Origin of the sequence: Lutimonas halocynthiae (genome assembly GCF_030409835.1) — a bacterium.
GTDB classification, from domain to species: Bacteria; Bacteroidota; Bacteroidia; order Flavobacteriales; family Flavobacteriaceae; genus Lutimonas; species Lutimonas halocynthiae.
In genome coordinates this window covers 1-24141 of sequence record NZ_JAUFQO010000002.1, presented here as the reverse complement: position 1 = coordinate 24141, position 24141 = coordinate 1, and the positions used below count along the sequence as shown (strand labels likewise).

General features: G+C 33.2%; 25 protein-coding genes and 1 tRNA gene. 10 read left to right on the top strand and 16 right to left on the bottom strand.

Annotation, left to right across the window (positions count from 1 at the left end; translation table 11 throughout):
- Entirely contained in the window at positions 1-795 is a 795-nt protein-coding gene (locus QWY87_RS03075) for an SDR family NAD(P)-dependent oxidoreductase (protein ID WP_290288081.1), read from the top strand.
- Between the two features lie 10 nt (positions 796-805).
- Here QWY87_RS03075 and QWY87_RS03070 read toward each other — a convergent pair whose 3' ends face one another.
- From QWY87_RS03070 to QWY87_RS03040, 7 genes are all read right to left on the bottom strand, one after another.
- Positions 806-1636 carry a mechanosensitive ion channel family protein gene (locus QWY87_RS03070; protein ID WP_290288080.1) on the bottom strand — a complete coding sequence of 277 codons (831 nt, stop codon included), beginning with the start codon at positions 1634-1636 and terminating at the stop codon, positions 806-808.
- A gap of 149 nt (positions 1637-1785) precedes the next feature.
- On the bottom strand, positions 1786-2991 hold the full coding sequence (locus tag QWY87_RS03065; protein WP_290288078.1) for a 3-phosphoshikimate 1-carboxyvinyltransferase: 1206 nt from the start codon (positions 2989-2991) through the stop codon (positions 1786-1788).
- A 1-nt stretch (position 2992) separates the two neighbouring features.
- Positions 2993-3229, bottom strand: coding sequence for a hypothetical protein (locus QWY87_RS03060; RefSeq protein ID WP_290288077.1), 237 nt, complete (start codon positions 3227-3229; stop codon positions 2993-2995).
- 1 nt (position 3230) lies between these two features.
- The gene (locus QWY87_RS03055; protein WP_290288075.1) at positions 3231-3557 is read right to left on the bottom strand and encodes a nucleotide pyrophosphohydrolase; all 327 of its coding nucleotides are present in this window, start codon (positions 3555-3557) and stop codon (positions 3231-3233) included.
- Positions 3558-3913: 356 nt separating this feature from the next.
- Positions 3914-4555, bottom strand: coding sequence for a leucyl/phenylalanyl-tRNA--protein transferase (gene aat, locus QWY87_RS03050; RefSeq protein ID WP_290288074.1), 642 nt, complete (start codon positions 4553-4555; stop codon positions 3914-3916).
- 240 nt (positions 4556-4795) lie between these two features.
- Entirely contained in the window at positions 4796-5167 is a 372-nt protein-coding gene (locus QWY87_RS03045) for a DUF3127 domain-containing protein (protein WP_290288073.1), read from the bottom strand.
- 24 nt (positions 5168-5191) lie between these two features.
- Positions 5192-6049, bottom strand: coding sequence for a flavin reductase family protein (locus QWY87_RS03040; protein WP_290288071.1), 858 nt, complete (start codon positions 6047-6049; stop codon positions 5192-5194).
- Between the two features lie 100 nt (positions 6050-6149).
- On the opposite strand from QWY87_RS03040, the gene QWY87_RS03035 reads away from it, so the two are divergent.
- On the top strand, positions 6150-7352 hold the full coding sequence (locus QWY87_RS03035) for a sensor histidine kinase (protein WP_290288069.1): 1203 nt from the start codon (positions 6150-6152) through the stop codon (positions 7350-7352).
- Positions 7353-7982: 630 nt separating this feature from the next.
- Here QWY87_RS03035 and QWY87_RS03030 read toward each other — a convergent pair.
- Positions 7983-8378 (bottom strand): HIT family protein, encoded by a 396-nt coding sequence (locus tag QWY87_RS03030; protein WP_290288067.1) that lies wholly within the window; start codon positions 8376-8378, stop codon positions 7983-7985.
- Between the two features lie 33 nt (positions 8379-8411).
- Entirely contained in the window at positions 8412-8885 is a 474-nt protein-coding gene (gene greA / locus QWY87_RS03025) for a transcription elongation factor GreA (RefSeq protein WP_290288065.1), read from the bottom strand.
- Positions 8886-9110: 225 nt separating this feature from the next.
- Here greA and QWY87_RS03020 point away from each other — a divergent pair, with 225 nt between their 5' ends.
- From QWY87_RS03020 to QWY87_RS03010, 3 genes are read left to right on the top strand one after another with little or no spacing between them, the layout of a single operon-like run.
- Positions 9111-9536, top strand: a complete 426-nt coding sequence (locus QWY87_RS03020) for a Rieske (2Fe-2S) protein (protein ID WP_290288064.1) — start codon at positions 9111-9113, stop codon at positions 9534-9536.
- Between the two features lie 15 nt (positions 9537-9551).
- Complete coding sequence (locus QWY87_RS03015) at positions 9552-10700, top strand: 5-(carboxyamino)imidazole ribonucleotide synthase (protein WP_290288063.1); 1149 nt, start codon at positions 9552-9554, stop codon at positions 10698-10700.
- 18 nt (positions 10701-10718) lie between these two features.
- Positions 10719-11030, top strand: a complete 312-nt coding sequence (locus QWY87_RS03010; RefSeq protein WP_290288062.1) for a hypothetical protein — start codon at positions 10719-10721, stop codon at positions 11028-11030.
- Between the two features lie 84 nt (positions 11031-11114).
- Here QWY87_RS03010 and QWY87_RS03005 read toward each other — a convergent pair whose 3' ends face one another.
- A complete protein-coding gene (locus QWY87_RS03005) occupies positions 11115-11468 on the bottom strand; it encodes a four helix bundle protein (RefSeq protein WP_290288061.1) in 354 nt (117 codons plus the stop codon).
- Between the two features lie 167 nt (positions 11469-11635).
- On the opposite strand from QWY87_RS03005, the gene QWY87_RS03000 reads away from it, so the two are divergent.
- Positions 11636-12433, top strand: coding sequence for a DUF2797 domain-containing protein (locus tag QWY87_RS03000; protein ID WP_290288060.1), 798 nt, complete (start codon positions 11636-11638; stop codon positions 12431-12433).
- 163 nt (positions 12434-12596) lie between these two features.
- Here QWY87_RS03000 and QWY87_RS02995 read toward each other — a convergent pair whose 3' ends face one another.
- The gene (locus QWY87_RS02995; RefSeq protein ID WP_290288059.1) at positions 12597-13985 is read right to left on the bottom strand and encodes an FAD-dependent oxidoreductase; all 1389 of its coding nucleotides are present in this window, start codon (positions 13983-13985) and stop codon (positions 12597-12599) included.
- 383 nt (positions 13986-14368) lie between these two features.
- Positions 14369-14439, bottom strand: a tRNA-Cys gene (locus tag QWY87_RS02990).
- A 333-nt stretch (positions 14440-14772) separates the two neighbouring features.
- Between QWY87_RS02990 and QWY87_RS02985 the strand changes: the two genes are divergently transcribed.
- From QWY87_RS02985 to QWY87_RS02975, 3 genes are all read left to right on the top strand, one after another.
- Entirely contained in the window at positions 14773-15399 is a 627-nt protein-coding gene (locus QWY87_RS02985; protein ID WP_290288058.1) for a hypothetical protein, read from the top strand.
- 335 nt (positions 15400-15734) lie between these two features.
- Positions 15735-16604, top strand: a complete 870-nt coding sequence (locus QWY87_RS02980; protein WP_290288057.1) for a beta-keto acid cleavage family enzyme — start codon at positions 15735-15737, stop codon at positions 16602-16604.
- Between the two features lie 3 nt (positions 16605-16607).
- Positions 16608-17234: a hypothetical protein gene (locus tag QWY87_RS02975; RefSeq protein ID WP_290288055.1), complete on the top strand. Its 627-nt coding sequence runs from the start codon at positions 16608-16610 to the stop codon at positions 17232-17234.
- 309 nt (positions 17235-17543) lie between these two features.
- On the opposite strand, the gene QWY87_RS02970 is transcribed toward QWY87_RS02975, so the two are convergent.
- From QWY87_RS02970 to QWY87_RS02960, 3 genes are all read right to left on the bottom strand, one after another.
- Positions 17544-18419, bottom strand: a complete 876-nt coding sequence (locus tag QWY87_RS02970; RefSeq protein ID WP_290288053.1) for a hypothetical protein — start codon at positions 18417-18419, stop codon at positions 17544-17546.
- Positions 18420-18482: 63 nt separating this feature from the next.
- A complete protein-coding gene (locus QWY87_RS02965) occupies positions 18483-19934 on the bottom strand; it encodes an MBOAT family O-acyltransferase (RefSeq protein ID WP_290288051.1) in 1452 nt (483 codons plus the stop codon).
- A 77-nt stretch (positions 19935-20011) separates the two neighbouring features.
- Positions 20012-21601, bottom strand: a complete 1590-nt coding sequence (locus QWY87_RS02960) for a glucosamine inositolphosphorylceramide transferase family protein (protein WP_290288049.1) — start codon at positions 21599-21601, stop codon at positions 20012-20014.
- A gap of 302 nt (positions 21602-21903) precedes the next feature.
- Here QWY87_RS02960 and QWY87_RS02955 point away from each other — a divergent pair, with 302 nt between their 5' ends.
- Entirely contained in the window at positions 21904-22878 is a 975-nt protein-coding gene (locus QWY87_RS02955; RefSeq protein ID WP_290288048.1) for a GNAT family N-acetyltransferase, read from the top strand.
- Between the two features lie 632 nt (positions 22879-23510).
- On the opposite strand, the gene QWY87_RS02950 is transcribed toward QWY87_RS02955, so the two are convergent.
- Positions 23511-24141, bottom strand: a 631-nt coding sequence (locus tag QWY87_RS02950) for a T9SS type A sorting domain-containing protein (protein ID WP_290288047.1), incomplete at its 5' end; no start/stop codon positions are given.

Genomic DNA, 24141 nt, shown 5'->3' with positions numbered 1-24141 from the left:
ATGGAATTAGAACTTCAACATAAAACAGTATTCATAACTGGATCAACTTCTGGTATTGGCTTTGCCATGGCAGAAGGGTTCTTGAAAGAAGGAGCTCATGTCTTCATTAACGGGCGTACTCAAAATTCGGTTGACAATGCCATTGATAAGTTAAAAGCATCAGTTTCAAATGCTAACGTTTCAGGTATCGCAGCTAATTTTAAAGACTCAAATGCTATTGAAATTATTCAAGAAGCCATCCCGCAAATTGATATCCTGATAAATAATGTTGGCATTTTTGCTTCTAAACTTTTTGAGGAAACAACAGATACTGACTGGCACGAAATGTTTCAGGTCAACGTCATGAGTTCGGTTCAATTATCAAGGTTCTTTTTACCTAAAATGATTGCTCAAAACTGGGGCAGAATACTATTTGTTTCCAGTGAGTGTGCCCAATTGGTACCTGCCGATCTTATTGCATACAGCACTACTAAAACTGCTTTGCTTAGCTTGTCAAGAGGTCTTGCACAAACCACAAAAGGGACTAAAGTAACAGTTAATTCGCTTCTTCCAGGTTCTACTTTAACCGAAGGAGCTGTTGAGTTTTTAAAAGATCAGGCAAGTAAAGATGGTAAAACAGAAGCACAGGTCGCTGAGAATTTTTTCAAAACTGATCGGAACAGTTCGTTGCTTCAACGCTTCGCCCAACCCAAGGAAATAGCTGACATGGCCTTATTTTTATCAAGCCCTTTAAGTGCTGCAACAAATGGAGCCGCTATTAAGGTTGATGGAGGTTCAGTTCCAGGTATCCTATAATTTAAAAATATTAACTTTTTTTAATGTGAAGGTCCCTTTGTGGAAACGGAATAATAATATTGTTCTCATGAAACTTCCGAACAATGACCTTTCTGATATCGCTTTTGATCTTTTCTATCCTGAAAATTTCATCACTATAAAATAACAGTTGAAAATTCAGCGAAGAATCTGCAAAATCTAACAGTTGTACTTCAACCCCGTCTCTCTTATCGACATGTTCATTTTCCAGGGCACATTTTTTAAGTACTTCTGTTACCAAGTCAACGTCAGATTCATAAGAAACTCCTATACTGATCCTAAAACGATTGTGTTTGGTTTGGTGACTCCAATTGATCACTTTGTTGGTGGTGATCAAAGAGTTTGGAATGATGATCGAAATCTGATCGCGATTCAGCCCTTTTGAAGTTCTCAGCCCAATGTCCTGTATCTTTACAATATCTCCGTCAATCTCAAGTATATCGTCAATTTTGATGGATCTTTCAGATAACAGAATTACTCCAGAAATCACATCGTTAAAGGTTTGTTGCAAGCCCAAACCAACACCCACTAATAAGGCAGCAGAACCCGCTATCAAAACGGTAACTCTTATACCAATAGTTTCAAGAATTAATCCAAATGCGATTACCCAAATAAAATATTTGACAATCTGATAAATGGCATAGGCGGTTCCAGTATCAAGGCTCTGAAATATATTCTTTCTCATCAGAGTTTTCCTGATGACCCACAACAGAATGCTTGAAATAATTATTATCAATAAGATTCTGACGATTGTAAACACCGAGATCACATAGGTGCCACTGTGCAGTAATTCAAATTCTAAAAACTGTTGTATGTTTTCCATAATGCTGTTTTTTGTCACCCCTTCACTTAAGTGAGCCCCTCACTTAAGTGAAGGGGTCAAAACTAATTTTCTAGGAACTCAGGTGATCGGAGCTGAGGTGCTCACCTCCGATCACCTCACTTCCCATCACCTCAGCTCCGATCACCTCGCTAGACTAGCACCGATTCAAAATCAGCCCAGAAATCGGTATATGATTTTGTTACCACCTCGGCGTCATCAATCTGAATAGGCAATTTTAAAGCCAAAGGCGCAAAAGCCATAGCCATTCTATGGTCATCGTAAGTTTCAATTAATACGTCTTTGTTAATCTTATTACCAGTTGCTAAGTGCAAGCTTTTATCTGTAACTGTAATAGCAGCACCTAATTTAGTCAATTCCTGTTCCAGTGCTACTAATCGGTCGGTTTCTTTAATTTTTAAAGTATGAAGACCTGTTAGGTCACAGGCTATGCCTAAACCAAAGCAAGTAACAGCTATGGTTTGTGCCAAATCTGGTGAATCACTTAAATCTAATCGAAGTGGCTCAACCTTGTGATCAACTTTACGTAAAGTGATTTTATCCTTGTCAAATTGGGTGCTTACTCCAAAATGCTTATAAGTCTCAACCAATGAGCTATCTCCCTGCAAACTATTCTCTTTATATGAATGCAACGTTACTTCACCCTCATTACTTAAGGCCACAAGGCTATAAAAATAAGATGCTGAACTCCAATCAGATTCGACTGTCATTTCAGCCTTAGCCATAGATTTTAAAGGGTTAATTTTTATTGAATTGCCGTTCCAACTATATGCTACACCCAGCTCTTTTAATAAGGCTAAGGTCATGTTGATATATGGTACTGAAGTCACTTCACCAAGCAACTGAACCTTCAATCCATTTTTTAAACCCGGCGCCATCAGTAATAAAGCAGAAATATATTGACTACTTACATTTCCCTGAATAGCCACCTCTGATTTAACCAACTCTTTTCCTTTTATGATAAGTGGTGGGTAACCTTCTTTATCTTTATAGGATATATCCGCACCCAGAGATCTCAAAGCATCCACCAGGATACTTATAGGTCTGTTTTGCATTCGATGAGAACCCGTTAAGACAACTTCTCTACCCTCTTTGGCAGCAAAATAAGCCGTTAAGAATCTCATGGCGGTTCCTGCATGGCTGATGTCAACAATCTCACTTTCTCCAGTCAAGGCCTTTCCAAGGTACTTGGTATCATCAGAATTTGATAAATTCTTTAAGGTCAAATCTGCAAATGAACGCTGCAGTATAAGTAATCTATTGGATTCACTTTTCGAACCGGAAACAAATATCTCTCCCGAAATATTTCCTTTATGATGGGCTAATTTCTTAATCAATTTATGCTGTTTTTTTTCGCTTTCGCTTAAAATAGAATGTCATGATCAATGCGTATATTACTGATCCTACTAATTTTCTAATCAAGTATTTAGGGTTGCTTAAACCTGCAATAGCCTCCTCAAAAGTCAAGCTAGTGAGGCCGTACAAAAACTCTATTAGTATCACAATCACTAAAAAAAGAACTGCAATGGCTAAAAATGTTTGAAGAAAGGTAAGATCCTTAAAACTCTTTTTCATTCTATTTTAATTTATCATTATTATGATGTCTATCATGGTCTCTCTTTGTCTTCAGATCAAGTTTTTTATCAAATGCATCCTGAAGATCTATACCCGTCTGGTTGGCTAAACACAGCACGACAAACATAACATCCGCTAGCTCCTCTCCTAAATCCTTGTTTTTATCACTTTCTTTCTCACTTTGTTCTCCATAGCGCCTTGCAATGATTCGAGCCACCTCGCCCACTTCTTCAGTGAGTTGGGCCATGTTGGTTAATTCATTGAAGTACCGAACTCCATGAGTCTTGATCCATTCATCAACTGCGAGTTGTGCATTCTTTATGTCCATAACTTTTGTTTACAGCAACAAATATAGTTTTTTGATTGGAGATTGAAGATTGAAGATTTCAGATTTTTGAAGTGTCGATGCCTAAATAGTACTGACCACTTTTGAACTATTTATAAATCTAATATATATAAAACCAAATCATTCCTTTCATCGGCCCTGAAATTCTTTATTTTCTCTTGGTTATCCTAAGTTCATTCAAAAAAATCTACTTACACACCCCGGTTCTCCTAAAGTCGAACCAACCCCTCTCGAGAGGGGAGCTACAAATTCACCAATCCCTGCCTCGCCGGCAGGCGGGTCCAATCTTAAATCCCTTACCCCTTCTCACTTAAAACTTAACACTTAACACTTAGTCCTTAATCCTTAACCCTTAAAAAACCCATAAACTCACTCCTCGGAATTTCCCTGGCCCCAAGACTTTCAAGGTGCTCATTATAGACCTGGCAATCGATGAGTTTATAATCTTTCTTTTGAAGTTCCTGAACCAAATGGATAAAGGCTAATTTAGAGGTATTGCTCTCTTTGCTAAACATGCTTTCTCCGCAAAAAACATGGCCTAAATCAATCCCATATAAGCCACCAACTAATTGATCATCTTGCCATACTTCAACGGATTTGGCGAATCCGAGCTCGTGTAATTTTAAATAGGCTTGTTTCATATCATCAGTAATCCAAGTGCCTAATTGGTCTTTCCTTGGACTATTTTGACATTGAGAAATCACTTGTTCAAAAGCAGTATTGGTTGTTATCCTGAAAGTATTGTTTCGCATAAGCTGACGCATGCTTTTTGATATCCTCAGTTCTTGAGGAAATAAAACCATACGCTCTTCCGGACAATACCAAATAATAGGTTCCCCTTCGTTATACCAGGGAAAGATTCCGTTTTGATAAGCCAAAATCAATCTTTCAGGCCGAAGGTCTCCGCCAAAAGCAAGTATGCCTTCGACACTAGCCATCTCAACAGGAGGAAAAACCAACTCTTTACCTAACAATACCATACTTTAACCCGTTTTATGCAATAGAAAATTTATTACGTCTTGAAACCATTGTAAAATATACCATTTCATTACTTTTTGAAGTTTAACCATAACGATGCTATGCATAAACTACTAAAAAGTCATATTTTATTGTGGTTTCAACCTCATAACAAAGTTCTATTATATAATCCTGGTATAAAAATACAAAAACCACCAATCTGACGATTGATGGTTTTTATTTATTTTAAAAACTTTCTAACTCTAAAAAGGAAGATCGTCTGGCTCATTTTCGTCTACACTTGTTGCAGGTGCAAAACTTGCAGCATCCATTGGTGGCACGGCACCTGGCGCTCCAGCTTGAACTTTCTCAACTCTCCATCCTTGGATAGAATTGAAATATTTAGCTTCCCCTTCAGGATTGATCCACTCTCTACCTCTAAGATTAATACTTACTTTAATCTCTTCACCTTCTTTAAAACTATTCAATAGATCACATTTATCTTGTACAAATTCGATCATTAACATTTGAGGATATTGTTCATCAGTAGTAATTACCAATTCTCTTTTTCTAAATCCGTTGTTACCAAATGTTTTGGTTTCGTCAATCTTTTTGATTTTTCCAGTTACTTCCATTTCTTAATTGTCTTCTTTTTTTATTCAACTTAAAAGTACCTTCCAGGCACCTTCTACATCATTCTTTTGTAAGAACTCTTGAGCAAATTTATGCTTTTCATTTATTTTTGAGGCCATATATTGAGGATTGTCTTGCATAAACTTATTAACATCGCTCTCTTTTGGCAGCAACTCAACATTTGCAAGTTGACCCAGGTTATTTCCTGTTAGCACATTGCTATTTCTCACCGCTGCAGGTAAAGCGTCTACACCAATACCCTTTTGGAGAATAGGTTTCGGAATTTCAAAAAATGAATCCTTAGCCCTGCTATAAAAACTCCCGCCGGCTCTGGCCACTAAATCGAGTTTTACCTGATCAATATTTCCATTTTCATCGAGAATTGATTCATCAATATGCATGCAAACCACCTCACAAATAATCAGATTACCGGCGCCTCCCTGATTTCCAAGTTCTTTAATCTCTAAAACTTTACACTCAAACTGAACAGGAGATTCCTTCACTCTAAAAGGTGTAACCTTCTCTGAGGCTAGCATGCTAAAGCCCGCTTTTTCAAATTCATTTACACCTTGCCCATATTCAGTACTCGATAATGAAGTTTGATGAACAATATCATGATTCACAACATTGATCACCACTTCTTTTGTTGCTTTTGCATTTTCCAAAGTGTGTTTTGTTGTATTGTCTCTTACCCTTCTGGCTGGAGAAAAAATCAGCACAGGTGGGTTCGCGCTAAACACATTAAAAAAGCTAAAAGGAGAAACATTTGGTTTACCATCTTTATCAATAGTACTTGCCAATGCGATTGGTCTAGGCGCTACAGCGGATAATAAATAGCCATGTAGCTTGGCTGTCGGGGTGTCTTTGGGGTGAATTGTTAACAATTGGGCTTATTTTTTAACAAAAATAGCCATATTTTTTTTTACACATAATATGCTTACTAATATTAAGTTATAATTCTAGAATATTATATATTTGCTCTCAATGATTCACCTCCCTAGCAGTAAAACTCTTATCAAGTGGGCGCTTATCTTGGCGTCTTTTTTAATTGTTTCTTCCATTTTATGGAATACGAATCAATTTTTCAGAAAATTCAAGAGCGAAGAGCGTATTAAGATGGAAGTCTTGGCTACGGCTTATGAGAATTTCAACACCCCTGATTTGGATATCGATGTTTCTTTAGAACAGAAGATCATTCAAAGTAACAGGAGCATCCCAATGATCATTACCTATGAAAACGGAGACATTAACCGCTGGGCGAATCTGGATGTTGAAAACAATAAAGGATTTACCAAATTAGATGTTGATGACAGGTTATACCTGAGCCGTCAGCTTCAGATCATGATGGAAGAAAACGAACCATTGGTGGTGAACTTTCAACTCGACAACGTTAATATCACTCAAAAAATATACTACCGAGATTCTGACTTATTAAACAGACTACAGTATTATCCTTTTGCCTTATTACTGATTTTATTTCTATTCGGAACAATTATCTACCTCGCCTTTAAATCGAATAAGATAGCTGAGCAGAACAAATTGTGGGCTGGTATGGCTAAAGAAACGGCGCATCAAATTGGCACACCGCTTTCTTCACTGTTGGGTTGGGTCGAATTACTTCGGATGGAAGAAGTGGAAGAAGATACCGTAAAGGAAATCGAAAAAGATGTTGATCGTTTAAATACCATTGCTGATCGTTTCTCTAAGATTGGTTCTATACCCAAACTGACACAACATGATATCGTTAAAGAGACAGATACCGCATTTGATTACATCCGATCTCGAAGCTTTAAACAAATAGAATTTACATTCAACACAGAAAATGACAAGCCTATTTATGTAGATCTTAACCTGCAGCTCTACAGCTGGGTAATAGAAAATTTGGTCAAAAACGCCATTGACGCCATGCAAGGAAAAGGTAAAATTGATATCAATGTAGTTCAGGAAAACTCAAATGCCATCATCACCATATCGGATACAGGAAAAGGTATCCCAAAACGCTTACAGAAAAAAATATTCGAACCTGGCTACACTACTAAAAAACGAGGCTGGGGTCTCGGACTATCACTTACCAAGAGAATCATTAGTGATTACCACAAAGGACGCATTTATGTTAAGAAATCAGAGATTGGTGTTGGGACGACGTTTTTGATTCAGCTTAAAGTTTCAGAAGAAGAGAAAAGTTGATTGGACCCGCCTGCCGGCGAGGCAGGATTTAAGAGTGTTCTTTGAATCAGCTATTATTAATTATATCGAATCTATTGCGTCAGTGTAGTTTTCATAATTCTTTTTCAATAAATCTTATTTGTCCTTTTGTCTTGAAACAAAAGAACGAAAAATTACTCAGGAATCTATTTGCTTTCAAAGGATTCATGAATCTTCGATTTCAAGACTACTTTTAATTAGCTCCGCTGAATCTTCGATTTCTCTGTAGCTTTACCTCATTATTTTTCCTCCGCAGCCTTAGCCGTTTCACTTTTTGGCTGCTGCTTCTCTCTTCTAAAATAATTCGGAAGCTAAAACGAGAATTCAAAGAGGTCAGAAAGGTCAAAAAAACTATCTTCGATCCAAAAACGATAATTATATCGAATCTTTTGCGTCAGTGTAGTTTGAAAAAAGCGTTAAAAGTTTTTGAAGCCTTGGAAAAAATTTAGCGTTTTTTAAACGGTTTTAAGCGTTCGGCAGAAAAGCTTAAAAACACCTCGCAAAAGGCTCCTTTTTTTTGGTTCGTTTTTTTTGGAGAAGCAAAAAAAATGAACAGAAAAGATCATTATGTAAAAGGTGGTCTACTACAATCCTAATTCAAAAAAAATAAACCTAATACACCATATTCCTACTAATCTCACTAGCAATCTCCTTAAACAACTCCGGAGTTAATTCCTCTTTCTTAGAAAAATTAGCATCATCCATGGTATGAAGTGGAATCAAGTGCACATGTATATGAGGTACTTCCAGTCCGATAACACTCATCCCAACTCTTTCACAGGGTACTGCCCTTTCGATAGCTTTGGCCACTTTATACGAAAAGCGCATGAGATTAAGATATTCATCTTCGCTCAGATGGAACAAGCGGTTATCTTCTTTTTTCGGCACCACAAGCGTATGTCCTTTTGAATTCGGGCTAATGTCTAAAAAAGCGAAATAAAGATCATTCTCAGCAACTTTGTAACTTGGAATATCTCCTTGAATTATTTTTGTGAATATACTGGCCATACTTTTGATTTATATGATACGAATATAAGAAGCTTATCTTGAAATACTAAGAATCTCAAATTTCATGATTCCGTTGGGCACCTGAATTTCTGTAATATCCCCTACTTCTTTACCGAGTAAACCCTTACCAATAGGTGAGCTTACTGATAATTTTCCTTGAGACAGATCAGACACGGCATCAGCGACCAAAGTGTATTCAAATTCCATCTTATTATCGATATTCTTGATCTTTACTATTGACAAGGCCAATACCTTAGATGTATCAAGTAAAGATTCATCTATCAATCTGGCTTTAGAAAGCGTATCTTTCAATTGGGCTATTTTATATTCCAACATAGACTGCTCTTCTTTAGCAGCATGATATTCAGCATTCTCACTCAAATCCCCTTTATCTCTGGCATCAGAGATTTCCTGGGTCACTCTTGGACGTTCAGTATGTTCCAAATGCTCCAATTCATCTCTTAACTTCTTCAAACCTTCGGCAGTATAATAGGATACGTCACTCATTTTCAACAATTTTTATATTAAAATCCTTGGATTGTTACTAATACATATAAAGACAAAAAATCCCACAACCAAAGTGCTTGGTATGAGATCTAAGTACAAATGTACCAATTTCTATTTTATTTCGACAAAAAGGTACGAAAAAATAGCCAAAAACATGCGATAATGACATTGAAAGTCGTCATACCCAAACGTAATTTATTTGTACCTTGCGAAAAATTTTTGACAGTGAAAAAACTTTTGACACTTTTAATATTATTCACCTTGCTTGCTTGTAATGACGATGGAGATGAATTTAGAGATCTTTTACCAGAGGTTCAGGTGAATAAAACCGTATTTTTAAATAATCCTGAATTTATTGATCTTCAGGTAGTTGGAGGATGGGCCTATACCTCTGACGGAATAAGCGGTATCATCATTTATCATTATGGGATTGATACTTTTATAGCTTTTGAAAGAAGCGCTCCGCATCTTAGCCCACAGCCTTGCTCAAGAATGTCAGTCAAAAATGGCTTAACCATGGAATGCCCTTGTGATGGTAGTGTATTTAACATCCTTAATGGAGCTCCTTTGACAGATGGTGTGAATTATGCTGCAAGGCAATACAGGGTGCTCAATACCGGACCAAATACCCTACAAATAACCAACTTTTAATACCTACTCTTTACAGTGAAAAATTACTTTTCCTCTAATTTCAAACTCGGCGTACTTGGTGGTGGACAATTAGGACGCATGTTATTGACAGAAACACAAAAATATGATGTCTACACAGCCATTCTTGATGGTGACATAAATGCGCCATGTTCACAGATTTGCAATGAATTTTACCAGGGCAGCTTAATGGATTATCAAACCGTCTATGATTTTGGTAAAAAAGTGGACCTTTTAACAATCGAAATCGAACATGTAAACATCGAGGCTCTGAAACAACTCGAAAAAGAAGGCCTTGCTATTTATCCTCAACCAGCTGTTTTAGAGATTATACAACATAAAGGAAGACAAAAAGATTTTTTCCAGGCACATCATATTCCTACCGCACCTTATCATCGATTTAATGCCATTAGTGAAATGGATACGAATACCGATTTTCCTTTTGTTTGGAAATCGGCCCAATTCGGTTATGATGGCACTGGAGTAAAAGTAATCAGATCTGTTAGCGATCTAAAAGGACTCCCTGAAGTAGATTGCATCACCGAGAAATTGATCCCATTCAAAAATGAATTGGCTGTCATCGTGGCTCGAAATGAAAAAGGCGACATCAAAACCTATCCTGTTGTAGAAATGGAATTTCATCCTACTGCAAATCAAGTGGAATACGTACTTTGCCCTGCAAGAATAGAAAAACATGTGGCTGAAAAAGCAAGAGAAATCGCTTTAAACGTAGCAGATAAGTTGGGCATTGTTGGCTTATTAGCAGTTGAAATGTTTCAGACAGAGGATGATCAAATTCTAGTCAATGAAGTAGCACCAAGAACCCATAATAGCGGTCATTATAGCATCGAAGCTTCTTATACGAGTCAGTTTGAACAACATTTACGTTCAATTTTAAACCTTCCTTTAGGAAATACAGACAACAAAGTTGCCGGCATCATGGTAAACCTGGTAGGTGAAGAAGGCCATTCAGGCCCGGTTGTCTATGAAAACATGGAAGAAATTCTAGGCATTGATGGGGTGACACCACACATTTATGGCAAGAAAGAAACCCGACCGTTTAGGAAAATGGGGCATGTTACTATTGTTAATGAAGACCTTGATGAAGCGAGGAAGATTGCGGAGAAGGTGAAGGAGACGATTCGGGTTGTGGCGAAACCCTCCTAAAATATTTTTAATTATTTTATGATTGATCTAATTCGAAAAATTGAATCTTTTTTGCAAGTTACTCGTAATGGCTATGTCGAACATTTTATAGGTGGAATACTAATTGGAGCCATCGTTTCGTATTTCGTTTTTAAAAAGACCCATATTATTTGGGTCGCTTTATTCTTTGGGATAGTAACCTCTTCCTTTATTGGGCTAGCAAAAGAATTAATTGACCCCTACCTTCGAGGAGATCGTGATAAACTAGATTTAATTTTTACTAGTTTAGGCGGTATACTTGGATCCATGAGCTATTATATTTCTCGAAAACTGGGTAAATTCAATAAATAGAAACTTTGGATTGAAGATTGGAGATTGAAGATTTTTGATTGGAGATCAAGATTGTTGGAAAATTACTCCTTATTTGATTATCGACTAATTTTTAGAAGCTGTAGTTATGCTTTTAACGAAAATGGATATTAGCTCATTGTTTTCAGTTTTGATGATCTCCAATTCTTTTACATCAGAACATAATTGTGTTTTTTGAATAATTCTTAGACAGATATATGATTCTCGAAGTTCCTTTAAAATAATTTTTAATTTGTGAATAAAATCTTTTCTGGATTCTCCACTTTGGGCTTCACCATAATTAAGTGAAACAGATGTTCCTGATCGTATGAGTTGAGAAGATAAATTTCTGGCTGCATATGATTTCCGCATTTTCCGAGATAATTTAATTATTACAACTGAAAACTCGATCAGCCTTGTCTCTAAATCATTTCTATTCATGTAGATGTTTAGTACTTTGTTCCTCCATGAATTTTATGTCAACATCTTTATAAAACTTCTAAAATCCCAAATCAAAAATCTTCAATCTCCAATCAATAACACATAACTATACTTAAATTCATAAATTTGGTTTTACTTTATGAAGAATTTTAGTAAAATATCAAACTATGAAATATTCCGGTGTCTTAAAAAAAATGCAAACTGAATTCACATCTCCAGTAAATTACTATCTCGATATGGGTGATGATTATATAAACATGAATCAACTGATCAACAAAACCATTTCAATAGATTTTGTAAAATATCAGTGTTTGGCTTGTGGAGAGAATAAGAAGATCTTTAGGCAAGGCTATTGCTATGAAGATTTTTACAAAACACCCAATGCCGGGGATTGGATCATGAGGCCCGAATTAAGCAAGGCACATTTGGATATAGAGGATAGAGACCTGGAGTTTGAAAAGAAGGCGCAATTGCAACCTCATGTTGTTTATTTGGCCAATAGTTCTAATGTAAAAGTGGGTGTGACGAGAAAAGCGCAAATCCCAACACGTTGGATCGATCAAGGGGCTCATGAAGCTATTGAAATTGTTGAAGTACCTAATCGTTATTTAGCAGGAATTACTGAAGTCGCACTCAAAGACTATGTGGCGGATAAAACCAACTGGCGTAAAATGCTCACCAATAATATTGAAGATGTTGATCTGGCTGAAGAAAGAGATAAATTATTTCAATATGTCCCTGAAGAAGCAAAGCCCTATTTGATTGAAAATAATAAAGAAACACCTATCTCCTTTCCTGTGGAACAATTTCCGGTAAAAGTAAAAAGCCTGAATCTTGATAAAACACCTTCCTATTCAGGAGTTTTAAAAGGTGTAAAAGGACAGTATTTGATCTTTGAAGATAGCACTGTTTTTAATGTGAGGAATTGGGAGGGGTATGTTGTGGAGATTGGGGTATCTTGTTAATCTAGAAAACTGAACATAATTCCATCTATCCCACAATCAATAAACCCTGTTACTCATTTCTTCAATTCTAGTAATATTTGAATAATAAAATGGGATAGACTATTTAAGCCTATATATATTTGGGTCAATATTATAATTGATGAAATTTGAAAACATTAAAAAGCTAATGATTCCAAGGTTCTTTCTGTCGAGGATCAGTATACTTCTCAAAAAGTTCTTTAGAACCAAATTTAATCGCGGCTGCCGCTTCTAAACCAGCGTGAGTAGCTCGATCTGTTCCTGCTCTATTTACATTGTAAAGGTTTTTAATTTCCTTAAGTTTTTTGTATAATTCCACCTTATGAGGTTCATTTAAGTAATCCTTCCAATCAACGGCAGGATTAGTATTTGGAAGTTTAAATATCATATGATATTGAAGATTTTCCCGATTTATTAAGTGAGCCTTTGTTAGCTCGGTCAATGCCATTTCAAGAAGCTCTTGCTTTGGCAAATCAAAAAGAGGGTCCTTATTAAACAGAAAATACTCTAAACAAAGACAGGTTTTAAACTTAGGCACCATTCCTCCACCAAAATTAGAATAGTTAACAATCCTTCCAATTTTGCTATTTTGATCAGAAACATTAACCCAACAATGATTAAATTTAGACGACTCATCTAGAAATAAGTAAACTAAAATAGCACCTCTATTCATGCTTGTCTTTACCTGGGTTTTTGCATAATCTAAATTCAAAAAAATATTTCCAGAAAACTCCGGAGGTATGCTGCTTATTACATAGTCTGGCTTCAATTCTTTTTTTACACCTTTTAATTCAATTGTAACCAAAGAGATACTATTGTCAATAATTTTTACACCACTTAAATTTGATTCATAATGAACATTTACATTTAAGTTATTTAATTTTTCAATAATTAGATTCGTTATTTGGCCCGCTCCATATTTGGGATGCCTCCATTCGATCCGAGATGCTTTTGTTTCAAATTTTTTTAAAAAAAAATATTGAAACAAAGAAACAGTGGAACGATTATCAATCTCCCTAGCTGTTTTATCGGGAATAGGTAAATCCTTCCAGAGTCTACCAACAAATTTTTCATGAAATCCTTTGGTAAATATCTCTGTGAATAGAACACCCGAATTTTTATAGGCAAAATCTCGATAATTAGAAACTTTTCTATTTGATATTTTCTCTTTTACGAAACTGATAAGGCATTTAAGAAACTGAATAAGAGAAAGCCCTTTTAAACGGCCCTTATAAAGAATAGATGATTCAAGAATTTTATTTTTATATAAAATTCCTACTCTATGCTCATATTTTATATAATCATCATGAAGCAATTCCTCCCAAAAATCATTTACTTTTTGGATCCTAGTATATAATTCTTTGCGACCAAGATCGACATTAAAATCACCATGGTTAATATTTCGCATTAAACCTCCTGGACATTTTGCTTTTTCTATAAGTATAATCTTATGACCTGTTTTGGCTAATTCCAAGGCTGCAGATAAGCCACTTGGTCCTGCACCTATAATAAGAATTTCTTTTTTTTTTGTCATTTGCTATTTAGTATTTACTAAGCATGTTTAATATTGCTATTCGTACAGATAAGTGAAAATGTTTGATCTTGACAAATTAAGCTTTTAATATTAGACCTAACAATAGCGCCTGTGTTCCAAAAGTATATAAGTAAGTCTTCTCTTCCAAATTTAAATTTGTTTTTTTTAATTTAATCTTTGCCCTAATTTTAGAACTATATTTAGAATAAAAGAGAGTAAAGGGATATAAAAAACATCCTATTCAGATATCGTAAAATGAAAGAAAGTACAATATTTGATATTTAAAGATAACGCTGAATTAATGTGAGAAAAGCTAAAGGTATCTGGTAAGTTTATATTAAAAAAAAAATCAGAAATTTGTTTTCTGATTTTTTTATGAAATGAGGCGTAAAATGGATTCGAACCACTGTAAATACTCTTGCGGAGTAATGCCTATCCTCTCGGCCACAACGCCATTTAAATGTAAAAATATCACAAACCAATGTAAACACCAAAAAAAGATATGAACAGGTATAGATGTTAACATCTTAACACCTAATTTGTTCACAACAATATTTCCTAACAATTTGAAAGGGATAAAATACAGACAGCTACAAAAAGTTGGGTCTTTTTTTAATTGATTATTAAGTCTTTACGGGTTTACTTTGATATTTAAAAAAAAAAACATACTTTTGTTTTTCCACTGCTATGAGGATTTGATTGAAAAAAATTGTTAAAAATATTTTTATTTTGATTTGAACCATTAATGTGGCTTAAATATTTATTAATAAATTAAATTTTATCTACTATGAATCCCCTCAAAATTCTAGCGGCCATGTTACTTTTTGTTGTAATAAGTGCCTGTAACAAAGACTCTTTAGACATCAGCGAAGCTGAGAAAAGACCTACAGAAAAAATGCAATCTACTGAAACATCAGATACTGATGATGAAGGTTGTGAAACAGCTTTTGCTAAATGGCACCAAGTATGTGAATGGGTAGGTTATGTTTTCGCCTCTAACAGAAATGCAAATCCGGAGCAACTTGCCTCCTTAGGATTGACTCAAAATAGATGGGGTTGGGCCATTAATATTCCAGATGGCCATAATAATGCTACTTACGGATTTAATTTTGAATTATGGTCTGGGGCAGGTAAAAATGATACAAACAAAGGAACTTTGGTAGGAAATGTTAATGTCAAGCGAATAGATGATTCCGGCCTAATTGTTACTTACAGCGTTTTTGAAGGCTACTCAATTAAAGAAATACACATTTATGCTAATGACGCCGTACCGACTACAATAGCTCCTGGTCAATTTGGATTTACTCGTGAATTTGATCCAGGTGTTGAAACCTTTTCTAAAGAATTTGTTGCTGAAGATAAGGATGGTGATGGTGTTTGGCTTATTCCACATGCTGTAATCTGCGAAAATTAACATTTATCAAATAGAGAGATGAATCTTAAAATATTCGTCTCTCTATTATTAGTCGATTTTAAGGGAATAATGTTTAAATATTCTCTGTCGTAATTATTTACACTGTCTTTTTATGAATGACGATATTCATGAAAAACTAAAACACCATCCTGTACAGTTTATTGATTAAAATTTAGGTATCTATCGGCTTTAATCATTTGATTTTAAAATTCATCATTATTCATGCAGCTATAAATAGGAAACAAATGATATAGGTGCATTTAATGAAAACAAAAATACGGTGTGAATATAAAAATATTCATTAATTCAAACTTTCATTTTTTAATTACATTAATATGAACAACAAATTAATCATAGATTTTACTCCTACCGGAATGATTCCAACAAAAAAAATGACTCCCCATGTACCAATAGACAGCTCAGAAATAATTGAAGATGTGCATAAAGCATGTGAGTTAGGGATAACAAAAGTTCATTTGCATGCAAGAGAATTGGAATCAGGAGTGCCTACCTACAAAAAAGAAATTTATGGAGAAATAATTGAAGGAATTCGTAAATACGTTCCTGACCTTGTTATATGTGTTTCCTTAAGTGGAAGAAATTTTAGTGAACTACATTTAAGAGCAGATCCATTAAATTTGGAAGGAAATCTTAAACCTGACATGGGTAGTTTAACATTAAGCTCTTTAAATTTTAATCGAGTTGCAAGTGTTAATTCTCCTGATATGATTGTTAATTTAGCGAGTATTATGAAAGAAAAAGGAATCTTACCAGAATTAGAAGCTTTTGATTCTGGGATGATTAATTTTTCAAAATATTTGGAAAAAAAAGAATTAATAAAACCTCCTTTTTATTTTAATCTTCTTTTAGGAAATATTGCTGGAGCTCAAGCTGATTTATTGCACTCAGGGCTTATGATTAACGACTTACCCAAAAATTCTATTTGGAGTTTAGCTGGAATTGGAGATAATCAACTAAAAATGAATTCAATATCTATTGCTATTGGAGGGGGCGTACGAGTTGGTTTAGAGGACAATATCTGGTATGATCACAATAGAACTAAACTTGCAACTAATGTGGATTTAATAGAACGCATACATATAATTGCAAAAGCAAATTCACGAGAAATTATGAGCTCATCAGAATTTAGAAATATTATGAAATTGAAACCAGGCAACGGTAAGTATGGCCTTATTGATAATTAAAGAATGAAATCTAGGTTAATTAATAAATATTCCAAATATTTTCAATACGGAACAGTTCTGTATAGTATTTTATATCAATGTAAAAAATTAGGGATTGAAATTTCACCTTATTACTTAGAAAAAGAATTTGATACTGAATGTAAAGAACCTGTTATAAGAGATATAAAATCAAATTATAAATTCAGAATATTTGATGAATTTGATATTTTACAACTTAGTAAAAAGGGATATATTTTAAATGAAAATGAAAAAATAAAACGACTTAATGATGGTCAAATGTGCGTTGGGCTTATCAATGGTTCATATTACTCAACATTTATGTGGATTGAACTTTCCAAAGTTTCTGAAAGAACGGAATGCATTAGTTTAAAAAAAAACCAGGCATTTTTGATTGGAATGAAAACTATTGAAAAGTATAGAGGGAAAAATTTGGCGCCTTACCTCAGGTTTAAAGCATATTTATTATTGATGAACATGGGCATTAATGAATTCTATAGTTTTTCAGATTATTTTAATACCCCTTCAATAAAATTTAAAAAAAAATTAAATTCTAGGCATATGGCATTAAGAGTTTATATTGAAGTGTTTAATAAATATAAATGGAATTTTTTGATTCGAAAATATGAATAAATCAATTCTTGAATTATAAAAATTTGTATTAATTGCTTATTGTAATTAGACCGTTGACCAAACCGCTTTATTTTTTCTTTTTTATAACCTTCTTATGATGGTGTTTTTCAAAAATTAATATCTAGATAACACTTCATCAATTAATGATTTCAATTCATAATGCAATAAAAAATGTTTCGCTATTGACACAAATATAGTGTTGAGGAAAATTATTCTTTATTCTTTTTTAATAGTGATTAAAATTACAGGCCGAATATTGAAAAAAAAGAAATTAAAATCCCTAAAAGTAGATATTCTATTCCAATCTTCTTAATTCAAGTTATTAGAAACCTCCAATTCTTCCAATATTTTCAGGATTTGATTATTAAAAGATTCAACCCCTCCTTGGTTCAAATGATGATAATCTAAAAAATGGATAGTATCATTTAACTCTAAAATTTCATTAAAATTATAATATTTACCATATTTACTTAATTCGAAATCAAATTCATTGTTATTTCGAATGGAATTATAGTAATCAGAGGTTACCGGAGCCTGAACTAAAATAATTTGTATATTTTTCTCTCTGGCTAAATTCAGAATCCTTTCTAGGGACATAAATTGTTTTTTTGAATAATGCCATTTTGAAGGCTGAAAATACATCTTTTTATAATTTTTTAGCTCCGACTCTTCAAATCCATTTTTTATATAAATGCTATTACCTACTTTATTTTTTTCTGAAAAATTATTCACTCTGTTTAAAACAAAATCATTGAAAACGGCATAAAAATATGTGTTATACACTTTTAAATGATTCTGTTCAAAAACAAATTCAGTTATCTTAGGATCAATAGTTACGTTTGACAATATCTCCAACGTTGATTCTATACCGTCTGAGGAGAGAATTAATGGGCATATTTCCAAAAATATTATTTTTGGATTTAATGAGTCTAAATGTCTATTTAACAAATACTCTGTTTGAATAGGAGTCTGAGAATTAGTTCCTAAATTAAAAGAATTATATTTTTTATTGAATATTCTGGTATCAAATCCTCTAAAAGTATGAGAAGACCCTAAGAACAAAATATCAATATTTTTTGCCTGCTTCACCTCTTTTAGCCTAGTAAATGCATGCCCTCCTGCACCTAACTTATAAATTAAATTACCTCTTATAGGCGAAAATTCTCCCCAAAGTATGATCATCAATATATAAAACACACCTGCGAAAAGAACAAACTTAAAAAAGGATATTAAAAAATTTCTCATGTTCTAAAATTGAAAATATATAAAAGGTGTCTCCTCAGTTTGAGCAAGGATACCTATTAAAAATATGATAAGCGCATACCATGACCATCTCAATATTTTAGGCCATTTTGAGCCTAAACGTTCAATAGCATATTCATTAGATCTTCCTAACCATTCTATAAATACAAAAAATACAATGACCATAAGCGTTACCGCTGCACTTTCTCTTCCTTCAAATTCAGGTACACTCAATATAGATTTGGAGAAAACACCTGACAAATAGCCCATCGCGTGAGACATATCTTCTGCTCTAAAAAATACCCAGGCAATTAGAGTCAGAAAAAATGTGCTTCCCATCATCAATAAATCCTTGATTCCAGGGAATAGTTTTCCTTGTGCTACAATGGTTATGTTTTGACGGTTTTTCTTAGCCAGCAATAATGGTAAAAAATACAAGGCGTTCAAAACTCCCCAAACAATAAATGTCCAGTTAGCTCCATGCCAAAAACCACTAACGACGAATATGATAAATGTATTTCGGATTTTCATCGACAATCCTCCTCTACTACCTCCTAATGGAATATACAAATAATCTCTGAACCAGGTGGATAATGAAATATGCCATCGGCGCCAGAATTCCGCAATGTCTCTTGAGAAATACGGAAAAGCAAAGTTCTTCATTAAATTAAAACCGAAGAGTCTTGACGTTCCAATAGCAATATCAGAATATCCTGAAAAATCACCATAAATTTGAAATGCAAAAAACAAGGCTCCTAAGAACAAGGTGCTTCCAGAGTAATCGCCTGAATTATTAAATATCTCATTGGCAAACTGTGCTGCATTATCAGCAATAACCACCTTTTTAAACAATCCCCATAAGATTTGTTTCAAACCATCGATGGCCTTATTAGAATCAAAGGTTCTCTTCTTATAAAACTGTGGTAAAAGATTCGTCGCTCTCTCAATGGGCCCAGCAACCAATTGTGGGAAAAAGCTTACGAAAGCAGCAAAGGCAATAAAATCTTTGGTTGGCTCTAATTTCTTTTTATAGACATCTATGGTATAACTAAGTGTTTGGAAAGTATAAAAACTAATACCTACAGGTAAGATTATTTGAAGACTTCCTGCCTTGAAGGCATATCCGAAGAAACTAAAAGCCTCAATAAAATTATCAAGAAAGAAGTTATAGTACTTGAAAAATCCTAAAAATCCGAGGTTCACTATAATACTTGTCCATAGTAATAAAAGCCTTCTTGAACTATCATTCTCATCTCTTAGCTTCCTACCTACCGTATAATCTACAAGTGTACTGAATAAGATCAAGGATAAAAAACGCCAATCCCACCATCCATAGAAAACATAACTCGCCACAACAATCAACAAATTCTGAAGCTTCAGATTCTTGTTTGTCACAAACCAATACAGTACAAAGACTATTGGTAAAAAAATAGCGAAATCAAGTGAGTTGAATAACATTTTTTCTATTTAAAATTGTCTCCATTGTTGCATGAAAATTTACGAAATTGAAATCAATAAATCAAATTAACCTAGACTTAAAACATAGTCTTTCTTCTAATAATCATTGCATCAATAACAGTCAATTTATTGGACCAGTTTAGAGTATGAGTAGATGTCAAGTCATCATTCCAATTCGGATAAATTGATTGGGCATTTTTTTCTGAATAAGAAGTTTTAGTTAACTCAATAACTTCTCTTACTTCAATTCCGTGACCATAATGTTTGGCGCAATTTTGAGAAGGTCTAAAAATTCTATCCTCAAAACAAAATATATTCCCTGCGGGTCTTGCAAACCTTACATCAGAAACAATTGGGTTCATTGGGTGAGGCACCCAGTTTTCAGTTAATAATTTGTCTGAGTAAAAAAGAAAGAGCTCATCATGTTGAGATGCACCAGAATCTTCCTTAATATTTGTAAATAACCAATAAACATTATCATGCCTAAATACTGTCGTGTCTACAGCCTTAATATTCTTAAATAATACTTTTTGCAACTTCCAACTAACAGGAAAATCTATACATTTATATATCTCAATTGAATTGTTCTCTGCCGTTTCCGGTATCATATACAATTCTTCACAATATTCTATTAAAAATGGGTATGATAAATGATAATTTCTTTCAAGGACGACGACCGGCTCTTTAACGATACCATTTGAATTCATTTCTATAACACTAATTTTACCTTTATCTTCACTATAGATTAATTCTTCAAAAAAGATAAAATAACTATTTTGTCTTTCTAAAATAAAAGGGTCAGCCCAAAATCGATCTTTCGGAGGGATAAGTCTTTTAAAATTAAAAAATGAATTTGAAATTAAATTAGTTTCATTAAATTTAACCAGTAGAATCCATTGTTTAAAATAGAGTTTTAATCTGATCTTCCCTATCAAGTACATTGAATACTTTGAAATAATAAACTTCAGCATTTGAATGTTAGATGGTGAATTAGGATTTTTATCAAAAACAAATATTGGTAATTTATTATTTTTATGTACTCTTTGAAAAAATTCTTTGCCACCTTTAATATATAACTCTTGTATCTTTCTTGGAATAATATTTTTCGTTTTCCATAAAATATTGTTCGCGTTTTTTCTAAAGCTTTTCGAATCAGTTGAAGAGAATGATTTAAACAATAAGAGCTCTCTATCCTTAGTATCCCTATTCAGCTTTAAATAAACGATCGACACATCCTTATTTTTTATTACTTCCCAAACTCCAATTAATCCACTTCCATAAACTCCTTGTGTACCAAAACATAAAGTCCAAACACCATATTTAGCAGATTTAACTATTTCACCTCGACTATCATTTTGACTCAAATTCAACAGTATATCCAAATCATACGGCATTATTCGATTTGAATCCTTTTCATTAAAAAAATCTGTATATTCACTTTTCTTCAATCTTATTGAAATACTTGAACAATTATTAATATCACTTAAATTTTTAAGCTCCATTGCATCACGCTTAAATCTATAAAATATTGATTCAAATTTTGAATAAATTATTAAAACAAATTGTTTTCTTAATTTATTTAGTTTGGAGAAAAATGTGGGTTTCTGTTCATCTATATAATCTTTCCTAACAATAAGTACGACCTTCGAATAATTACTATTATTCAAAATTTGGATCATTTCGTAAGCCCAATTAGAAATTTCGAGCCCATCCACAATTAAACCAATTTTCATTTTTTCATACATATTCATTGTATTTTGCGACATCAATTATTTCAATTAATCCAGGCATATCATTTTCCGAAGATAAGATAATTTAAAAATACAAAATCCAGTTAGTTTACCGTCAAACTTAATAAAACAATGAATATTTTTTAAGAATAAATTTCGGCAGAACAATGTGATTAAATTAATTGAATTTTGTATTTTACATCAGATATAAATTAAGTTAAATCCCCTCATAATTAAGCATGATACTAATTCATGATTCGAATGAATTTTTTAAAATTCAACAAACATTTACTAAGATCCCATATCAACAATCTCATGGATGGTATAATTATGTTCTTCAATTAAATAAGGAAATTCTATTTTTTGTTGATTCCTTAGAGAATACACAAATTGCATTTTGGGGTGTTTTAAATAAGGTACCTATAATAAGAGGAAAAATTTTTACGATTCAGGGAGAATGTTTTGATTCATGTATTAGTGAGAAAAAAATCGAATCTTGCTATTCTCACTTGAAGAATTTAGGGTATTTAGGAGTCGAAATATTCAGCGATAATAAGTACAATATAATTTTTGAAATAGGCCTCAAATTAGCTGGCTTTAGAAGGCCTTTAGGCTCGTTTAACTCCAATCTTTCGATTGAAATAGATTTAAATAAAAAAATTCAATATGACAATAATTGGAAAGGAAATATTAGAAAAGGATTCAAAAATGAACTAAATGCCTTTGAAATAACTGATTTTAGTACTAATAATTTGTCTCAAATTATTATGCTGATAGCTAAAATGGCAGACTCTAAAAAGCTCAAACATCACAATACTAAATCTTTAGAATCACTAGTTTTATCTAATGACTACCGAACTTTCATGGCGATAAGCCCTGAATTTGGACCGATTTCTGTTGTAATAATTCATACCAACAAACCTTATTCTACATTTGTTATTGCAGCAAATTCTCCAGAAGCTAAAACTCGATTTGGCTCCCATTTTTTAGTGGATTATGTGGTAAATTGTCTTAAATCAGAAAATTTTGAGTTTTTTGATTTGTGCCGGATTCCAGTTTCAAATTCAGAAAAAAATGGAATATACAATTTCAAGAAAGGGACACGCGGAAAAAAAATTCAATACAATGGCGAATTTTCATATTTTAATTTAATAATAATAGAATTATTAATTATGGCTTATCGAATTTTGGTTAATAAAAAAAGTAGATATTAAATGTTTCGAATTACTTTTCATTACAACTCGTACGTATACCTTAGTCGAATATGACGAAAATGTTATCATATGTTTGCCTTGAATATTATAATGATGCAACTAAATTCTGAAAAGCCACATTACATTAAGACTTATCTACAGAGTTTTAGTACAATTATTGATTATGAGAATAACTAACCTTTTGATGAAATTATAATAGGTTTTCTAGGGCACTAATTTACGGTTAGCAATGATATTACAAATTCTCAAAGATTCTCAAATATATTTTCAAATGTTATTATTTCTAAAATCTATATTTATGGATTGTCGGCTTCCTGCAATGATCAGCGGCAACTAATTAATAAACATTATGTATTCAATAATACGCCAGATGTTTTAGTTATTTAGCCATAGATAACTGATATATTTATAGAAATATGGTTTTTGAAATAACCTTTATTTAAGGGCTAAGAAGAAAGGAAATTCTTGTATCAAAACACTTCTTTGCAAAAAAGAATGACAAACTTATGCAGCATGATGTCTCAGTTTCTTTAAAAGGTTAAAGTCCATCTGAATAAGTATGAAATTTTCAAAAAAAACGAAGATTGGAGGTTAGTTTCTAAAAGATTAGAAGAAAAATCTACGCACTTAAGCTAAATAAGTATGAATTTCTTAATTATTTGTTGTCGAGAATTATTAAAACGCACAAAATAAATTCCTTTACTATATCGAGATAAATCTATTTGTTTTGTAATAGTATTAAATTTTGATAAATTCAAATCATCCATATAAATAATACTCCCTTTCATATCATTAATCAATAGTTCTGAATTTTCTTCAAGATTATCAATTTTGATATTTAAAACTCCTGAAGAAGGATTCGGATAAACAGAAATACTAGAATTCATAGAAGTTTCCTCTGATATATCATTTGAGCAATTTTCGACTGTTATAATTACAGTATCAACGCTTGTTAAACCTTGATTAGTAACTTCTAATGTATAAGTAGTAGTCCTCTTTGGACTTACAGTAATCATCTGACTAGTTTCTCCTGTATCCCATCTAAAAGTATTACCGCCACTCCCAGTTAGGGTTATTGATTCTCCTAAACAAATAGTCATAGGTTCACCTGCGTTCGCAATAGTTTCAGTGGGTGCCGAAATATCATTTGTATTTACTGTTACTCTAACACTATCAGTATCTTCACAACCATTTATGGTCGCTGTAACAGTATAATCCCTTGTTGAACTAGGACTTACCGTAATACTCTGTGTTGTAGCACCT

Bases quoted from the DNA above. Each gene is read 5' to 3' on its own strand.
- QWY87_RS03075 (WP_290288081.1), top strand. From the start codon at position 1: ATGGAATTAGAACTTCAACATAAAACAGTATTCATAACTGGATCAACT.
- QWY87_RS03070 (WP_290288080.1), bottom strand. From the start codon at position 1,636: ATGGAAAACATACAACAGTTTTTAGAATTTGAATTACTGCACAGTGGC.
- QWY87_RS03060 (WP_290288077.1), bottom strand. From the start codon at position 3,229: ATGAAAAAGAGTTTTAAGGATCTTACCTTTCTTCAAACATTTTTAGCC.
- QWY87_RS03055 (WP_290288075.1), bottom strand. From the start codon at position 3,557: ATGGACATAAAGAATGCACAACTCGCAGTTGATGAATGGATCAAGACT.
- aat (WP_290288074.1), bottom strand. From the start codon at position 4,555: ATGGTATTGTTAGGTAAAGAGTTGGTTTTTCCTCCTGTTGAGATGGCT.
- QWY87_RS03045 (WP_290288073.1), bottom strand. From the start codon at position 5,167: ATGGAAGTAACTGGAAAAATCAAAAAGATTGACGAAACCAAAACATTT.
- QWY87_RS03035 (WP_290288069.1), top strand. From the start codon at position 6,150: ATGATTCACCTCCCTAGCAGTAAAACTCTTATCAAGTGGGCGCTTATC.
- QWY87_RS03030 (WP_290288067.1), bottom strand. From the start codon at position 8,378: ATGGCCAGTATATTCACAAAAATAATTCAAGGAGATATTCCAAGTTAC.
- greA (WP_290288065.1), bottom strand. From the start codon at position 8,885: ATGAGTGACGTATCCTATTATACTGCCGAAGGTTTGAAGAAGTTAAGA.
- QWY87_RS03010 (WP_290288062.1), top strand. From the start codon at position 10,719: ATGATTGATCTAATTCGAAAAATTGAATCTTTTTTGCAAGTTACTCGT.
- QWY87_RS03005 (WP_290288061.1), bottom strand. From the start codon at position 11,468: ATGAATAGAAATGATTTAGAGACAAGGCTGATCGAGTTTTCAGTTGTA.
- QWY87_RS03000 (WP_290288060.1), top strand. From the start codon at position 11,636: ATGAAATATTCCGGTGTCTTAAAAAAAATGCAAACTGAATTCACATCT.
- QWY87_RS02995 (WP_290288059.1), bottom strand. From the start codon at position 13,985: ATGACAAAAAAAAAAGAAATTCTTATTATAGGTGCAGGACCAAGTGGC.
- QWY87_RS02985 (WP_290288058.1), top strand. From the start codon at position 14,773: ATGAATCCCCTCAAAATTCTAGCGGCCATGTTACTTTTTGTTGTAATA.
- QWY87_RS02980 (WP_290288057.1), top strand. From the start codon at position 15,735: ATGAACAACAAATTAATCATAGATTTTACTCCTACCGGAATGATTCCA.
- QWY87_RS02975 (WP_290288055.1), top strand. From the start codon at position 16,608: ATGAAATCTAGGTTAATTAATAAATATTCCAAATATTTTCAATACGGA.
- QWY87_RS02965 (WP_290288051.1), bottom strand. From the start codon at position 19,934: ATGTTATTCAACTCACTTGATTTCGCTATTTTTTTACCAATAGTCTTT.
- QWY87_RS02955 (WP_290288048.1), top strand. From the start codon at position 21,904: ATGATACTAATTCATGATTCGAATGAATTTTTTAAAATTCAACAAACA.